The 16593-nt window shown below is 38.1% G+C and carries 18 protein-coding genes, 1 other RNA gene and 1 pseudogene; 11 read left to right on the forward strand and 9 right to left on the reverse strand.

Features of this window, described 5'->3' with window-relative positions; genetic code table 11:
• From C4E06_RS13875 to C4E06_RS13885, 3 genes are all read left to right on the forward strand, one after another.
• A partial coding sequence (locus C4E06_RS13875; protein ID WP_157951155.1) for a TIGR04255 family protein occupies positions 1-335 on the forward strand: 335 nt, incomplete at its 5' end.
• Positions 292-699, forward strand: coding sequence for a hypothetical protein (locus C4E06_RS13880; protein WP_198648681.1), 408 nt, complete (start codon positions 292-294; stop codon positions 697-699). The genes C4E06_RS13875 and C4E06_RS13880, both read left to right, overlap by 44 nt.
• An 18-nt stretch (positions 700-717) precedes the next feature.
• Complete coding sequence (locus tag C4E06_RS13885) at positions 718-1308, forward strand: hypothetical protein (RefSeq protein ID WP_107668612.1); 591 nt, start codon at positions 718-720, stop codon at positions 1306-1308.
• Between the two features lie 18 nt (positions 1309-1326).
• On the opposite strand, the gene C4E06_RS13890 is transcribed toward C4E06_RS13885, so the two are convergent.
• From C4E06_RS13890 to C4E06_RS13915, 6 genes and pseudogenes are all read right to left on the reverse strand, one after another.
• Complete coding sequence (locus tag C4E06_RS13890; protein WP_107668613.1) at positions 1327-2598, reverse strand: pitrilysin family protein; 1272 nt, start codon at positions 2596-2598, stop codon at positions 1327-1329.
• A gap of 25 nt (positions 2599-2623) precedes the next feature.
• Positions 2624-3897 (reverse strand): annotated as a pseudogene (locus C4E06_RS13895) (M16 family metallopeptidase).
• A 103-nt stretch (positions 3898-4000) separates the two neighbouring features.
• A non-coding RNA gene (gene ssrS, locus C4E06_RS13900) (6S RNA) lies at positions 4001-4184 on the reverse strand.
• Positions 4185-4440: 256 nt separating this feature from the next.
• Positions 4441-5358, reverse strand: a complete 918-nt coding sequence (locus C4E06_RS13905; protein WP_107668614.1) for a lysophospholipase — start codon at positions 5356-5358, stop codon at positions 4441-4443.
• Positions 5359-5373: 15 nt separating this feature from the next.
• Positions 5374-6012, reverse strand: a complete 639-nt coding sequence (purN, locus tag C4E06_RS13910; RefSeq protein WP_107668615.1) for a phosphoribosylglycinamide formyltransferase — start codon at positions 6010-6012, stop codon at positions 5374-5376.
• Positions 6013-6176: 164 nt separating this feature from the next.
• Entirely contained in the window at positions 6177-7217 is a 1041-nt protein-coding gene (locus C4E06_RS13915; protein ID WP_107668616.1) for an aromatic ring-hydroxylating dioxygenase subunit alpha, read from the reverse strand.
• A gap of 39 nt (positions 7218-7256) precedes the next feature.
• Between C4E06_RS13915 and C4E06_RS13920 the strand changes: the two genes are divergently transcribed.
• The 4 genes from C4E06_RS13920 to C4E06_RS13935 all read left to right on the forward strand — a co-directional run bounded on the left by C4E06_RS13920 (position 7257) and on the right by C4E06_RS13935 (position 9981).
• A complete protein-coding gene (locus C4E06_RS13920) occupies positions 7257-7718 on the forward strand; it encodes a hypothetical protein (protein ID WP_107668617.1) in 462 nt (153 codons plus the stop codon).
• A gap of 14 nt (positions 7719-7732) precedes the next feature.
• Positions 7733-8209, forward strand: coding sequence for an SMC-Scp complex subunit ScpB (scpB, locus tag C4E06_RS13925; protein WP_198648682.1), 477 nt, complete (start codon positions 7733-7735; stop codon positions 8207-8209).
• 81 nt (positions 8210-8290) lie between these two features.
• Complete coding sequence (locus C4E06_RS13930) at positions 8291-8650, forward strand: DUF760 domain-containing protein (RefSeq protein WP_107668619.1); 360 nt, start codon at positions 8291-8293, stop codon at positions 8648-8650.
• A 620-nt stretch (positions 8651-9270) separates the two neighbouring features.
• Positions 9271-9981, forward strand: coding sequence for a hypothetical protein (locus C4E06_RS13935; protein ID WP_107668620.1), 711 nt, complete (start codon positions 9271-9273; stop codon positions 9979-9981).
• Positions 9982-10119: 138 nt separating this feature from the next.
• On the opposite strand, the gene C4E06_RS13940 is transcribed toward C4E06_RS13935, so the two are convergent.
• On the reverse strand, positions 10120-10494 hold the full coding sequence (locus C4E06_RS13940) for a hypothetical protein (RefSeq protein WP_107668621.1): 375 nt from the start codon (positions 10492-10494) through the stop codon (positions 10120-10122).
• Positions 10495-11156: 662 nt separating this feature from the next.
• Between C4E06_RS13940 and C4E06_RS13945 the strand changes: the two genes are divergently transcribed.
• From C4E06_RS13945 to C4E06_RS13955, 3 genes are all read left to right on the forward strand, one after another.
• Entirely contained in the window at positions 11157-12287 is a 1131-nt protein-coding gene (locus C4E06_RS13945) for a type IV pilus twitching motility protein PilT (RefSeq protein WP_370051340.1), read from the forward strand.
• A gap of 98 nt (positions 12288-12385) precedes the next feature.
• On the forward strand, positions 12386-13147 hold the full coding sequence (locus C4E06_RS13950) for a circadian clock KaiB family protein (RefSeq protein WP_107668623.1): 762 nt from the start codon (positions 12386-12388) through the stop codon (positions 13145-13147).
• Positions 13148-13210: 63 nt separating this feature from the next.
• Positions 13211-13531: a TMEM14 family protein gene (locus C4E06_RS13955; protein ID WP_107668624.1), complete on the forward strand. Its 321-nt coding sequence runs from the start codon at positions 13211-13213 to the stop codon at positions 13529-13531.
• Here the strand turns inward: C4E06_RS13955 and C4E06_RS13960 are convergent.
• The gene (locus tag C4E06_RS13960; protein WP_008275939.1) at positions 13528-13917 is read right to left on the reverse strand and encodes a hypothetical protein; all 390 of its coding nucleotides are present in this window, start codon (positions 13915-13917) and stop codon (positions 13528-13530) included. The genes C4E06_RS13955 and C4E06_RS13960 overlap by 4 nt on opposite strands.
• A 276-nt stretch (positions 13918-14193) precedes the next feature.
• On the opposite strand from C4E06_RS13960, the gene queA reads away from it, so the two are divergent.
• On the forward strand, positions 14194-15312 hold the full coding sequence (gene queA, locus C4E06_RS13965) for a tRNA preQ1(34) S-adenosylmethionine ribosyltransferase-isomerase QueA (RefSeq protein ID WP_107668625.1): 1119 nt from the start codon (positions 14194-14196) through the stop codon (positions 15310-15312).
• On the opposite strand, the gene C4E06_RS13970 is transcribed toward queA, so the two are convergent.
• Positions 15240-16415: an SUMF1/EgtB/PvdO family nonheme iron enzyme gene (locus C4E06_RS13970; RefSeq protein WP_107668626.1), complete on the reverse strand. Its 1176-nt coding sequence runs from the start codon at positions 16413-16415 to the stop codon at positions 15240-15242. The two genes, queA and C4E06_RS13970, sit on opposite strands and share 73 nt — an antisense overlap.
• Positions 16416-16593 lie beyond the last annotated feature (178 nt).

Below are 16593 nucleotides of genomic sequence, written 5' to 3' on the forward strand. Positions count from 1 at the left end.
GGTCTGAGTTAATATCAAGAGAAATCTGTGCAGAACTTTACGAACCAATTCTTGCATCATCTATTCATGGAATCATTAAAAACTTAACTTTAGAAATAGAGTATGGTAAAGTGAATTTTAATCATGGATTAGTTATGGTTAAAGATACAGAAAAGTCTGAAGAAGAAATGGCTTATTTACTTGATTCAGATTTTTATGCAGAAAACAAAATAGAGGGAGATGAAAATGTCTGGAATACCCTTAAATATTTCAACAAATCCGCAAGAAACCTTTTCAGATGGAGTATTACCGATGTCCTCCATCAGGCAATGGAACCTAAACCAGTTGACCCCTAACTATAGAACAACAGCCATAGAATTACCCTATAAACACAAATTTATTGATAGAGAAACAGGTAAAGAAATTCAATTATATTCTAGTGATTTAGTTGTTTCTTCTACTTCTTTATCTTTAACTACAGACTTAACAGAACTATCATTAGATAGTTTGATTGCGTTTCTAAAATGCTGGTTTCTTTTGCAAAAGCTTAAAAATCTTTCAGAAAAAGCTTTACAAGAAGCTGCTGAAGAACTAGAAGAAATTTGTAATTTTTACTCTGACTATTCACCCCCAACAACTACAAACAAGCTTGAACCTCAAGTTTTTGAAGCTACAATCATGCCAGCTAAAATTCGACCTCCTATTGTTTTAGACTCATAGATTTTTTAGTAATTTTTTATGGAAAACCCGCCTATTTATAAACCTTCAAAACAAGATTCTTCTCTAAGACAAGGAGAAATATTAACAGGAGTTATCCAATATACTCCCATTATTCATGAATCATCCAAAGAGTCACAACAATTATCTTTTAAGCAAATTATTCATCCTTATGCAATAATTGTCACACAAGATTGTGACTTAGATTGGGATTATAGGACTAGAAACAATAACGAAAATAAACCATCGAAACTGTTAAATTCGATTATTTTGTGTGAAATTGCTACAGCAAAAGAAGTTAGAAAGACAGATGGCATAAATCGTAAAGAGTGGGAATTAGTATCTTCTCATCGTCATGAGAGATTCTATTTTTTTGAGAAGATTCCTATTGAATATGATTTAGAACAACAGGGTTTAATGGAACTAACAGCAGATTTTAAGAAAGTTTTTGGTATAAACTCAGCTAATCTTTACAATCAAATTCAAACTGGTACAGCCAAAAGAAGAAGCATTTTAGAAAGTCCCTATTTAGAGCATTTTTCAAGAAGATATAATAGTTTTCATGGCAGAGTTGCATTACCTTCTCAATATGAAAGTGAAAAAGAAGGGTAGATATTGATAATAACATTTCTAATTAGTTATAATTTCTGGACTAACCATAGAAACATAAGGAGATAATAAATAATCTTTGGCTACTTTTTGCACCATTTCGGAACTAATATTATTAATAAGGTCTGGAAATTTCTGATCAAATTCAATGCCTAACCCTAGGGTTTCATACCATCCATATAAATGGGCAACTTCTGCATTAGTTTGTTTGCTTAATGCGTATTGCCCTAATAACTTATTTTTAGCGGTTTGCAGTTCTTCTGAAGTTAATTCTATTTCACATAACCTCTCAGTTTCCTTTTTTAATCCTTCCATAGCAATGTTAGTATTATGGGGGGCTGTACCGATATAGGTGACAAAGTAAGAGGGTTGTAAACGAGTGGGGAAAAAGGCAGAAACGTCATAAGCCAGTCCTTGTTTTTCCCTTAGTTCGACAAACAAACGACTCGACAACCCATTGCCTAAATAGGTACTTAATAGTTTTAAAACGGGGTAATCAATATGGTCAACTCCAACCCCTAAATAGCCTAACATAATAATACTTTGCTGACTGGATTGATCGGTGATTATTTCCCTAGGAGAAACCCTTAAAATAGGAAGGGATGAAAGGGTTAAAGGAGAGGAGGGATTTTGCCAAGTTCCCAAGGTTTTCTCAATTAACTCAACCCCTTGCTGTCGGGTAATATTGCCTGATAAACTAATAATTAAATTATCAGGACGAAAATGTTCATAATGACACCGTTGTAAGTCTTCTCGACTCACTTGACAAACGGTTTCTTCTGTGCCTAGAATTGAGCGTCCATAAGGATGTTCACCATACATTGTTTCTCGTAATTGATTAAAAGCAATGTTAAACGGTTGTTCTTGTTGGGAACGAATACTTTGACAAATTAACTGTTTTTCTAGGGCAATTTGTTCTTCTGGAAAAGTAGGCGATCGCAAAATTTCTGCTAATAAGTTTAAAATCGATTCAAAGTCCGCTGAAACAGTTTTCAGACTCATCATAAAGTAATCCGATGCGGTATCCCCTCCTAAGCTGGCCCCCATCGATTCAATGGCCTCTGCAATATCAAGAGAGGACATGGTTTGGGTTCCTTTGGTAATAACACTCGCTAATAAATGAAAAATCCCTGCTTTTTCTGGGTTTTCCCATAACGTCCCTGTTTGTTTCCAAAAAAATCGCCCCGATACCAAGTCGGCGGTGGGATTTTCTCGAACAATTAAGGTGATACCATTATCTAATTGCAAACGATGGAGAAAGTTGGCGGTAGAAACGAGAGAAGAGGTTTTCATTATTGATAGAATTATGTATCAGTAATCAGCAGGGTTTCATGACGGTGATAGCATACTGTTGTGTCGATAAATATTGACAAGCAATCTGTTGCAATTTTTCCACCGTATATTGTTGAATTAAGATAGGATAGGTAAAGGCAAGTTTGGCATCGGCTAAGGTTTGATAATAACCATATAATCCTGCTAATTGACTGGGGGTTTCCGTAGAAAAAATATAATCATGACACAGTAATCGTTTGGCTTTGTTTAATTCTGTTTCTGTAATTGGTTCTTTTTGTAATTGTTTTAAGCGATCGCAGATAATGGCCTCAACTTCTTCTAAATCTTGGGGATCTAACCATGCTCCAATGGTAAACAAACTAGAATCTTGTTGCAAGGAAAAAGAACTTTCAATATCCATCACCTGTTGTTTCTCTTCTCGTAATTCTTGAACGAGACGAGAGGTTCTGGCCCCGGCTAAAATTACAGAGAGTAAATCGAGTCCGATTCCTTCTTCAAGTTGGTCAATTCCTGGTCCTATCCATCCCATCAGTAAGCGTCCATGGGCTAATCTGGGAAAATAAATATCATTTCGTCTAATTTCTTTTAAAGGGGGTTCTGGCTTAATTTCGTGGGGGGACATTCTGAGGGGATAGTAAAATCAGAAAAGGTCTTTTCTACCAATGAGAGGGCTGCTTTTTCTTCAATATTCCCCACCACCACCACTGTCATGTTATTGGGTTGATAATGAGTCCGATGAAAACATCGTAACTGATGGGCTGAATAGTTTCTTAATTGGGTTTCGTGACCGAGAATCGAATGACCGTAGGGATGGTGTTGATATAATGTTTCACAGAGGCTTTGAAAGCATACCCAGTCAGGGTCATCGTAGGATAGTCTGATCTCTTCTAAGATAACATCCCTTTCAAGCCCAAATTCTTCGTCAGGAATGGCTGCTTGTAGTAAAATTTCTCCTAGATAAGGTAAGGTCTGGGTTAGGCCCTCCCTCGCTATGGTTAGGAAAAAATGGGCATAGTCGTAACTGGTGAAGGCGTTGGTTATGCCTCCATGATGTTCTATAACCTGATCAAAATCTCCTGGAAGAATACTTTGACTTCCTTTGAAGATCATATGTTCTAAAAAATGGGCAGTTCCTTTCCAGTGATGAGGTTCCACTCTCGCCCCTGCTTTGACCCACACATCAACGACAGTCACAGGTGTAACAGTAAGGTTTTGATGGACAACCGTTATCCCCTGGTCGAGTTGGGTTACACTCACTGGAAGACCCAAAGTTTTGTAACGATTTGTCTGTTGTCTCAATGCCTAATATTGTTAGGGTTTCTTTAATTTTAGGTTAAGTTTCAGATTTTGTCTTGCTTAACCCTGGTAATATCTAGAAATCTTGACATTATCTTAAAAAATCTGAAAGACCACCGTGCCGTTTTACCTCAGTTTATGACCTGGAAAAACCAGGTGGGTATCGACCGCTTATCGCTTCTGTTTCCGAGTACAAGCTCGGTTTACTGCCACGATAGCTGGTTAACGCCCTTAAACTCAAAGCATAGATCAAAAAACTTTATTGGCAGTCACCAACACGGCAGCCTTTCTCTATCTACCTTATCATAAACTCCAAAAATTTTCAGTAGATCGAAAACTTACTTGTTTGGGCTGCAAGGGAGCAGGGAGTGGGGAGAAGGGGAGATTATTTTAAAGTATTTTAGAGTAAATAAAAGTTCAAAAGGTTATAAATCTCTAAGAATCTCAATCATATTCCCTAATTTTTTATTTTTATTCTATTTTCTTTCTCCTCCGCTCCGGTCTCCCTGCTCCCCCGCAATTCTAACTAGGATCTTTGTGATCTACTTAATCTAGTCCGTGGATGACTAATTCATAATAGTCCTGATGAATGGCTTCTAAGGCTTGATAGAGTCCTTCTGTATGTATCCATCCCACAAACCCGGCATATAAACAGTCTTGTTGTTCCTTGAAAACAAAAACGTGAAGAATATTTAAAGGATTTTTCCACAATTTAATCGAAATTCCTCGCTCAAAATTCAAGTAAGCTTTGGCTTTTTCAAAGTCTCGGGAATGGCCGTCAGTCATACCAGGAATCAATTGTAGTCTTTCAATCAAAACTGTGGGAAAATCTTTTTCAAATAAGGCGGGGGTTGGGGAGGTTTTCCAGAATTTTTGAATGACATCTACTAAGATAGGATGATTTTTTAATTGACTATGGGAAATATTCGGTAAACAAACAAAATGACCATAGGATAATTTGGTGGATGAAATAGGAATGGTTCCATCACTACCGTTATCTGTATTTCCAGCAATGACTAATGTCGGCACAATTTTTGTGATTCTATCTGCTTTTAAACGGCGATTTTTTCCTAAGTCTGAAGCAATACCAACACCGATGGCTAATGGATCAATAATTCTGGCTAAATCTGCTCCACCCACCGGAGAAGCAATTAAGACGAAAGAGTGGATTTTTTCCCACCATTGAGGATTATTGTGTAGGACTTCAATCCAAATTAATCCCCCCATGGAATGACTGATAATTCTCCAGGGGGTTTGGGGATATTTTTCGATCATTTCTGCGGCTTTTTGGGTCACCATTTCAATTAATGGTTCCATACTTAACCAGGTTTTTACCCATCCTAAATTAGGACTAATAATCAGAGCTTTTTCATTCCCTAATGTGGTTGCCAGTTGATTTATTTCTTCATTGGTATCAGCCCAACCGTGTTGAGCAAAAAGGATGAATTCAGGATTTTCATTCATGGTTAATGTAATTTTTTAAGGGTATAGTTTAGCAGCTAAGGCAATGGCAAGGGGAAAAATTTTATGTTCTTGGATTTGAATTCTAGCGTGTAATGTTTCTAGGGTATCGTTGGCCAAAATAGGAACGGCAGCTTGTAATAAGATCGGACCGCTATCCACTTCTAAACTGGCTAAATGAACGGTACATCCTGTGATTTTTACCCCTGCTTCTAAGGCTTGTTCTATGGCTTTAATGCCTTTGAAACTAGGTAATAAACTGGGATGAATATTAATAACATGATTGGGAAATGCTTCTAGTAAAATCGGGGTAACAATTCTCATCCAACCTGCCATAATCACCCAATCAACTTGATAAGATTTAAACAAGTCGACAATCGCCTGATCTAAGTCTTCTCGACGCTTAAATTGTCGATGATTGAGGAGTTTAGATTCAATTTTAAAGGCTGCTGCTTTTTCTTTGACTTTGGCTTGAGGATTATTATAAATTACAAGGGGGATTGTAGCGTTTAATTTTTCTTGATGGATAGCTTTTGCGATCGCTTCAAAGTTGGTTCCACTTCCTGATGCTAATACACCTAATTTTAATGGGGTTTCTAATTTTAGGTCTTCACTACTGATTTGAGGAGAAATAAAACTAGGAGTGCTATTTTCCATAGTTGAGTATTATTTAATCTTAAATTCTCTTTTTTAATCTTACCATTATTGTTTATCTTATTTTGCTCTTGATGTACATTTTTCAAAAATATAATAATTGCTCTTCTATTGAGTAAGTTTGACTAATTGAATTAATTTATTTTTTTAATATTATCATCATGAATCTAATTGATTGTTTTAGCTTTGACTTGTTGTTTAATCATTTTTTGAACAGCAGAAATTGTAGGGTTAATCTCATAAGTTGGTTTTTGTATTTGTTGAGTATAAGCTTGTTGTTCTTGTTCTATCATCTTAATATCTTGTTTAACTAATCCATCTAACATCGTTTGTGCTGTTCCTGATAGTTTATCTTTAATCCATTGCCGAAACCATCGCGGTAGTTTATGTAATCGCTGGAAAGCATTTAAAGAAGTAAAATGAATCAAATAAGCTTTGGTATGAGTTAAATTAATGGGACAAAATAAACAATAAAGGGTAAAATCTTCTCCCAAAGTTGATCGCCAATGGGGATAAGAATAATTTACCATTAAAGGTTCAGAATGTAAAGAACGAAACTGAGGAAAAAACAGTTGAGAAATTGACCAAATTTTATCAATTTTATAATAACTTTTAGCTTCATAAATAACTTTAACTTCTTTTTCAGTAGTGGTTAATTCTTGTAATTTAGCTTCTGTCCATGCTTGATAATCATGATGGAGATGGCCATGATACATATCCATCAAATTTTCGATTAAAAATGAAAAATGAGCTTGACAATCAATCACAGAAACAGTGCTGATATAATTGAGATGTTCCCATTCATGAATGAACATTGGTTTAACACTTTGGGATTCTAAAACTTTTTGATTGCCTAAAAACAACCAAATAAATCCATGACATTCTTGGACTGGATAAACATTAATTTTACAATTAGGCAAGACTTGATTATCTAATAAATAAGGAATCAAAGTACAGATCCCCTCACTATCAAATTGCCATCCATGATAAGCACATTCTAAAGAATTTTCAACCACTTTACCCTCACTCAGTTTAACCTGACGATGAGGACAACGATTTTCTAATCCATGAATCTTTCCTTGACTATCTCGATAAAGTACAATGGAATGATACCATAACCTAACTTCTATGGGTTTTCTGGTGACTTCTGTACTTTGTGCTACGACATACCAATGGTTTAAATTAATGGTGCAAGTTCTAACATCCATGATTCAAGCAGTCTTCAATAATTGAACTTACTATAAAATATGACCCAAGAGTGGATAAACGTGACGGGAATAATTACTAAAGGCCATCAAGTTGCCTCAGGAATGGCCAAAAATAGTCCTTATCCTCAAGGAACGATTGAAATGCAGACTCCTTTCTTTAAGGAACTCGGGTTAGATATTGCTGCTTTTTTTCCAGGAACCTTAAACATTAACATTCGTCCTTACAAGTTTAAATTGTACAATCCTCAATATACATTTGAAACGGTAAAATGGAATCCTAACTCTCCTTCTGAAACCTTTTCTTTTTCTTGTTGTCAGATTTTCTATCAACAAACCCAATATACTGGACTGATTTACTATCCCCATCCTGAAACAAAACCCACCCATTTTCAAGATGATTCAACCCTCGAAATTTTAACTCAACCCCTTGATGGTATTCAATATGGTCAATCAATGCAACTCAATTTGAATCCAAAAGAAATTGATATTTTTTCTGATTAGAGGTCAAGTAGAATATGATGAAATTAGCAACAAAAATTGAGGCAATTCTCTATCTCAAAGGTCAACCCTTAACCTTAATGGATATTGCCCAATGGGCTAATTGCGAAGTGGATACCGCACAAGAAGCAATGATGGAATTAATTTCTGATTATGCTTACCGTGACAGTGCCTTAGAAGTGGTAGAAACTGAAGCAGGATATAGCTTACAATTGCGCTCACTTTTTGATGATTTGACTGATAATATTATTCCTGCTGAACTGAGTAAAGGGGTTTTGAGAACCTTAGCGGCCATTGCGCTAAAAAATCCCATTGTGCAAACTGAGTTAATTGAACTCAGAGGAAGCACCGCTTATCAGCACGTTCAAGAATTAGTGGAATTGGGTTTTGTTCGTAAACGTCGCCAAGAAAGCGGACGCTCTTACCTCTTAGAAGTTACGACAAAATTTCATCAATATTTTGAAATTGACCAATTTCCCCAATCTACAGATTAATTTTTAGCGATTTTTCCCAGTAGGGTTTATAGTGGGAATATATACAGTGGAACATAAGTCAACCCCAACTTTGGAGTTCTAATGGTATTCAACTTTGATTTTTTCGCTTCTGAACCAGAAGAACAAAACCCTAACACCCTAATCCAATACTTACAACAACAGCATCCTGACACCCTTTCTCGGATTGCTCAATCAGCCAGCCCTGAAATTCAACAAATTATTACACAAAATGTACAGGGATTAGTGGGTATGCTCCCCTCTGGAGATTTTAACATTCAAGTTACCACTGATCGAGAAAATTTAGCCAATCTTCTTGCTTCGGCCATGATGACAGGATATTTCCTCAGTCAAATGGAACAACGAAAGAACTTAGAAGCCAATCTATCTAATGTAGATTCTGTACCCCCCAATCAATCCCATGACCACCAAGACAAGGATTAAGGGTGAGGGGTCATCAAATCAGAGGGACAAGAAGGGAAGTGATAGCCTATTATCTCTTGTCCCCTGTTCATGAAGTCAGAAGTCAGAAGTGTGAAGTCAGAAGTGAAAATAAGCGTGGGGGATTGTGACCCCCCCCTAAATTTTTTACCGCTAAAATAAATTTGTAGGGGGGGGTCACGGAACCCAATTTCTACGTCTAGAAGCGGTCGGGAAACGCGCCGTCGCACGGCGCAAGTTTAACCGACCAAGAGAGTAGAAAGTCTTAATCTCAAGATTATTAGAAAAAAACTTCTGTTCGTTAGAGCCGGAACGAAGTGAGGAACTTCTGACTTCCTACTTCTGACTTCGAGCGAAGCGATAAAACCCCTAACCAGGGTTTAACCCCCTTTAGCAAAGCTTCCCATCACCAAAGCAGATAATAAAATTCCGGGGGTTAATAAAGCAATGAGTAACAATAATTGATCGACAGTCATAGTATACTTCCAAACGTTGATAAGTTCTCCCGTTACGCTAACGTATTTTTCACCAAAATCCCCTTAATTAACTAAATTTTAATACCATTCCGTTAAGTATAATATTAGTATCAATAAAGTTATAAATTTAAGAATAAATGTAAGAAAATGTTAAGAAAAATCATTCAATCTAAACAAGTCATTCCCTTAATGACTAGCTTACTCACGGCCGCCATTGTAACCCCTAGTCAAGCTGCTAACGTTAAGCTAGACACGATGGGTAGAATTATTAGTATTGAGGATATCCAACTGGTGGAAGGGGGTGTGGAAATACCTGGGAATGATTTCACCTTTACAGTAACTAGCACCTATAACATTGATTTTCTCTTTGGTACATTTAACGAAATTTTTGGTGATCCGACACAATCTGGGTTTAATCCTTCTTGTAATGTAGGATCAGGGAATGGTTTATGTTTCTGGGAAAACAATAATCGAGCGCTTCTTTTCACCCATGAAATTAATAATACGTTAAATGCTCTCAATCCCATTCCCTCAGAGGTTGCTGGTACTGTGGTCAATCCGCCACCGCCTCCAATTTCAGTAAACAACATTAGCAATTTTTACCGAATTCCTGTTAATTTTAATCAAGAGAATAACCAGACAAATATTGTTTTCTATCAAGGGACTCATGATAGTAATCTTCAAGAACCCTGGAATAGTCCTCAGATAACACTTTCTGCAGGTTCTGGAGCAGGTACTATCTACGCTAGTGCAGAATTAACCAGTCAAGAATTTACAGCAGAAATCCCCGAATCTTCAAATTTAATGGGTATTGTGGTTACGGTTGGATTAATGATCTTAGTCACAAGAAAAAAATAACCCTTGTTTAATAATTTCAGTAATATCTTGAAAAAAATCGTAAAATAACCATGAAAAAACCCGGTTGATAACCGGGCTGCACTAGCTTATATCTATAAAAAATGAAATCACTATCTAACAGATATTGTTATCCAATTCCTATCTAGCTAAATGGCAAGTCAAGGGACAAGCCGCATAAATAGAAGTGTGAGAGGGAGTTGCGTCGCCGTGCAGCCATCTCAACCAATGAACTTCTTGGGGATGAATTCCCTTAGCTGTTAGTAGTGCTGCTCCCAAGAAAACTACTAATAAATTAACACCAACTAGAGAACCAACCACCAATAAAACAGCACTTACTGGTAAAACTGATTGTAAAACCACTGATGCTAACGCCCCAAACGTTGCCATCAAAACAACCAGGGGAAACCCAACAACTAATAAACAAACGACTAACGTAAAACTCCAAACTAAGAAGCTCTTAACGAACGTTAAAGAGTCAACTTTTCCTAATCCGGTTTTTTGTGCAATTTCCATATCTTCCTCCAGAGCAAACCAGTAACTTTATCTATTTTTGTAGATAACGCTGTGTCAATCAGTATAGATAATCTCACGAATAAAATGAGCTTATTGAAAGAAAAATTTACATTCAAAGGTAACTTTATGGGTTAAAGATTGAAAAATGTTACAAACAAGTTTGATCTCAACGAACTTATCGGGGATCAAGCCTATCTTTAGAGAATTGAATGTAATCTTTTGTAATAATCATTGATATTGTAAGAACTGTAGCTCAGGCTACAACTATCATTTTTCGTTTTAGCCATTCAATTACCGCAAAATATTAATATTTCTTAAATTTAAACGATAATTTTCTCAGAAATAAAACAACGATTAACCGAAAAAACAGCCCTTACCTAAGTTTTCTCAGAAATTTTGGGAACACTAACCCTAGAAGATCACCTGAGCGACAGTTATCACAAACTGTTGAACTTAACGTATTTGTAAGAATAAAGATCATGACCCAATCTCAACGTCCCTCCTTACCCCCTTTACCGCCTCCTCCCATGCCTCCCGTCAAGGATGCAGAAGAAATGAACATGGACATGATGGAGATGGAAGAAGCTTTAGAGGATGTCGGTACTCAGTTTATGCCGGCTTCTCCCGTGATCACAGAGCCAGACAGTCCGGTTGAAGAACCGATGCGCCCATCGGTGCCGAGCCCACCCCCTTTACCTATAACACCCCCAAAAAGTTTTGGTCGTTCTCCTGGGCAACCCAGTTTAGCGGAATTGGTTCGTCATGCTTTTGATGAAGGGTTTTCCGATGTTCACTTAGGAGTTGGAGAAAAACCCCGAATGCGCGATCGCGGGGAAATGATGATTCTGGAGTATCCAGAAATCGATGAAAACACCTTTATGAGTTGGTTAAGGGAAATTCTCAAAGAAGATGAAATTCAACGCTTTAAAAAGGAATTAGAATTTGATGGGGCAACCCAGTATGAATTTGCCAGGGTTCGGATCAACATCTTTGACAGTTTACGGGGGCCGGCGATGGTACTGCGTCTCATTCCCCTGAACATCCTGACCATGGAACAGTTACGACTGCCTATGGTATTTAAGGATATTTCCGATTCTCACAAAGGTCTCATTCTGGTAACGGGGCCAACCGGTTCAGGTAAATCCACCACCATGGCCGCTATGGTGGATTATATTAACAAAGAACATCCTAAACATATTATTACCATTGAAGATCCGGTGGAATTTGTCCACCAAAGTCGTCGCTCTTTGATTAAGCAACGGGAAGTGGGGATGCACACCCTTAAGTTTGATAATGCCCTTAAAGCAGCTTTACGGGAAGATCCCGACATTATCCTAGTGGGGGAAATGCGGGATAAAGAAACGGTGAATACGGCACTCAAAGCAGCCCAAACCGGTCACTTAGTCATGGGAACCCTACACACCAATAGCGCGGTGAAAACCTTGGAACGGATTTTGAGCTTATATAATGCCGAAGAACGAGAAGCGATGCGGGTGGCGATCGCAGAATCTTTAGTCGCTATTATTGCTCAAGGGTTATGTCGGACAACGGACGGAAAACGGGCTGCTTACCACGATATTTTGATCAATACAGAAACGGTCAAAGACTACATTATTCAAGGGAAAAACGACGAAATTCTCGAATTAATGAAGGATGGTGAATTTGATGGCATGATTACCACTAACCAAGCCCTATTTAATCTCTATCAAGAGGGACGCATTACCGAAGAAACTGCTTTAGAATTATCCCCAACTCCCAACGAAATTGCTATGATGCTAAGGGGTCGAATCTAGAAAAAACCCTAAAGAAATGAGGATGGAGGAGGAAGAGAGGTTATAACAGAATTAAGTCTTCTTCCTCCTCTGTGTAGTTCCTCTCAAAAATAGCGAGCATGGGCGAAACGACAAGGGTTGTCCCGAATTTGTTTAAGGGTATTGCCCTTTTTACGCCAGGTGGCGATCTCGTTTATTGTCTCGATAGCAACAAACAAGTCCATTGGCATTCTCAATTATGCCTAGCATTGCAGGAATTATTAAAGTTGCCCGAACCCCCTCATTTTCTGGTTCCCGGTTATACGGCCACCGTTGACCGTTGGTTTTGTACTAGGGAGAAGAGGGTAAAAACGGTGGCTGAACTTTATCCTGCGGTTCGTCGCTACGAACCTTTATTAAATGTTCTTTTTAATCTGAAAAACGTGACTTGGCAAACAGCCACTTGGCAAGAAGAGGCTTGTAACCCCGTTATTATCGAAACCTATGGTTCTCGCTTTGCTCAACTTTGGGAAAACCATGATTTGCTAGTGCGTCTAGACGAACGTTGGGAACAAGAACTAAAAAACCAATTTAATCCTGTCAAGACTCACAAAAAAGACGAATCTCAACCGAATCAAGGTTATATTTTACGTCTTTTTGTTTCGGGTAATCATCCGTCTACTAAGCAAACCCTAAAAAAGATCCATCATCTACTTGAAACCCAGTTAAGTCATCCCTATACTTTAAAAGTCATCGATATTGCTAAACACCCAGAAATGGCAGAAACCCATCATGTTTCTGCCACCCCTACTTTAGTGCGTGTTTGGCCTCGACCCACAAGACGTATTGTAGGAGAACTAGACGATTTATCGAGAGTTTTACGACTAATTAGGGCAAATTAGCTTAGATCAATTGTTAGTCATCAGTGATCAATTATTGGGACAACCTTATGGCATTATTGTCTGATGAATCATCTTAACTTGGCCATCATAGCTACCTTAATTTACGCAATTTTATTGTTTCTCGGTGGTATCATGGGCTATGTCACTGCCAAGAGCAAACCTTCTTTAATTTCTGGTCTTATTAGTGGTTTGCTCCTGTTGCTCAGTGCTTTCCTTCAATGGCAACAAATAGCAGTAGGACTGATTTTAGGCCAATTGATAACTATTTTCCTTGCCGTTGTCTTTGCCATTCGGCTATGGAAGACCCGAAAATTTATGCCAGCCGGGTTAATGTTAATGATTAGTGTAGCTATGTTGATTATTTTGTTTCCAACAACGAGTTAAGCTAAGGTTTCAGGACAATAACCGAGTCCTCGGGTAAATTGTTGACGAAAAGCCTCAATATCACTACTATCCGGTGAGCCATGAGAAACAATAGCCACTTGATAACGACTCATAACATCAATAGGAGATTGACCGGTTTCTAGACTCCAAAACACCATCTGTAAGCGAATCTCTAACTCGTAAGGAATGCCTAATTCATTCATAAAGGCTTTGAAGTCCCCATGTTGTTGGGGTGTCAAAGGCTGTTTGAACTTAATTTTGATAATCCAACCATTAATTTGATGGATGACAGTCATTAAGCAAAGGGATGAGTCATACTTTCGTTGTAAATATTCAATCACCCGTAGCGTTAGACTTGCGTTGGCTAAAAAATAAATATAGTCCATTATTTTCCCCCTTAATTTTTCTGCTAAACAATTCCTCTAGCTCTAGTGTGCCAACGATCGTCCAATTTGTTGTAGGGGAGTTCCCCCCTATTTTCCTCAAGTGCCATGGGGGAAACTACCCAACTAGGTAAGAATTCCCATAATTATATGTAGATAGGAATAGGAATATTGGCTTATCATGGGGGAAACACGGAATGGATTCCCAAATTATGTATCTTATTTTACATATTCCTTTTAGCATATAACAAATGAACCTGTTTTGGGAACTGTCATTTTATGAGTAGTGATCATTTATTATCGAGTTACGATTATCATTTACCCCCAGAATTAATTGCCCAAAACCCCATGACTCCTAGGGATCATTCTCGGTTATTGGTCATTAATTCTCCCACAACCCATATTCATAGTATTTTCCGAGACTTACCTCAGTGGCTATCTCCGGGAGATTTGTTAGTTTTTAATAATACTCGCGTCATTCCTGCACGACTTTACGGAAAAAAGTCCACCGGTGCGCCGGTCGAAATTTTATTATTAGAAGAAAAAGAGCCTTTGTGTTGGTTGGCCTTAGTGAAACCGGGAAAACGCTTTAAAATTGGCAGTGAAATTTATTTTCATTTAGATAATAATGATTGTAGTCAAGATAATTGTTTAGTGGCTACGGTTGTGGATAGAGACGAAGAAACAGGAGGAAGATTACTCAAGTTTAATGTAGAGTCTCTGGAATTATTTTGGCAAAAAATAGAAGAACTGGGTCAAATTCCTTTTCCCCCTTATGTAACTGAGTCTAAGGCCCAGCCTTCCCAATATCAAACCATTTATGCTGAAAAACCGGGCGCAGTGGCTGCACCCACAGCCGGACTTCATTTTACCGATGAACTCTTAGAAACCTTACAGCAAAAAGGAATTAATCAAGCTTATATTACGTTGCACGTGGGGTTAGGTACATTTCGTCCTGTTGATATCGAGAATATCAAAGAACATAAGATGCACCAAGAATGGATAGAAGTCCCAGAAATAACGGTAGAAAAAATAAAAGAAACGAAAGCCAAAGGTAACCGAGTGATTGCCGTAGGAACAACCGTAGTTAGAGCGTTAGAAGGAGCAGCCAAAGCAACAGAAATGGCAGGTAAACAAGGTTTAATACCTTTCAGAGGTAAAACAGATATGTTTATTTATCCTGGCTATTCTTGGCGAATTATTGATGGAATGATTACCAATTTTCACTTACCCAAATCGAGTTTATTGATGTTAGTGAGTGCTTTAATTGGGAGAAACAGATTATTAGAGTTATATCAAATAGCCATCCAAGAAAAGTATCGTTTTTATTCTTTTGGAGATGGAATGTTAGTTTTATCTGGGGATGAAGCCATCAACATCACCCGAAACCCGATTTGACTCACCCCAACCCCTTGAGGATGATAAGCATAACGGGAAGCACAACGACAATGATAAGCGTCTTCATCCCAGGAACCCCCTCTTAAGACACGGCGAGTTTCCTGTTGAGAGGATGAGCGAGGGGTTCCTGAACTAGAAGCATTCTCATAGGTAGAATACCAAGCATCGGCGCACCATTCCCAAACGTTACCATGTAAATCATATAACCCGAAGGGATTGGGATAAAACGCACTGACCGATGTGGTTTCTTGACGATAAATACTAGAACTTTCTCCTGCATACAAACGTTTAGCCATATAATTGGCTAAATCCCCGGTTAACGTCGGTCCGAAATAAAAGGGAGTGGTGCTTCCTCCCCGACAGGCGTATTCCCATTGTGCCTCACTGGGCAGTTGATAAGGGCGTTGAGTGTATTGAGTGAGGCGATCGCAAAATTCTACGGCATCTTCCCAAGAAATGGACTCCACCGGGCGATCGCTTCCCTTGAAACTAGAGGGTTCAACGATTAAATCTCGGCTAACTTTAGGATATTGGGCAACCATTTCCCATTGTTTTTGGGTGACCGGAAATTTCCCCAAGAAAAATCCGTCTAAGGTAACAGAATGTTGAGGTTGCTCACAGACTTGCGATCCAGGTTCATCAGGGGTTGATCCCATCATAAAGGTTCCCCCAGGAATATAGATCATTTCCAAACTATTGCCATCTCCCAACTCTTCTTTAAAACATTGAGACTCACCCTTAACCCGTTTTAAAATGGTTCCGGTTTTATCGACAATCGGTCGTTCAAAGAAAAATTCTTGTAAAGGAGGGGTTTTGAAAGATAGAGTCGGTGGAGACTTTTTCTTTTTCTCTTGCTCAACAATCACCTCAGAAGGTTTATCAACTGTTGAAGAAGATTCGAGACGATTAAGGCGTTTTTCTACCTTTAACAGTCTTTCTTCCATTGAGTCAGAAGACGGTTTTTCCTTTTCATCTTTTTCTAGATATTGAGATAAAGCTTGAGTGATCACCTTAGACTTAGGAAGACCAACAGCATTAGTATGAGCTAATAATTTTTCATATAATTTCGGCGGTATTCTCACACTAACCTGAATATTACTCATAAGAATGAAGGGAAAGACTTAACAATTAACGATAACGATCTGCAAGCATAACAAATTTTACTCAAATTTCACAATCATTTCTCTTTTCTTAATGTTAGTTGAGAAAATTGATTCTCAGTTCAATCCGATTAGACCAACTTAATGATAGAATCTCTGAGACTTTACCCCCAAAATGCAA

Origin of the sequence: Cyanothece sp. BG0011, from assembly GCF_003013815.1 — a bacterium.
GTDB lineage: Bacteria > Cyanobacteriota > Cyanobacteriia > Cyanobacteriales > Microcystaceae > Crocosphaera.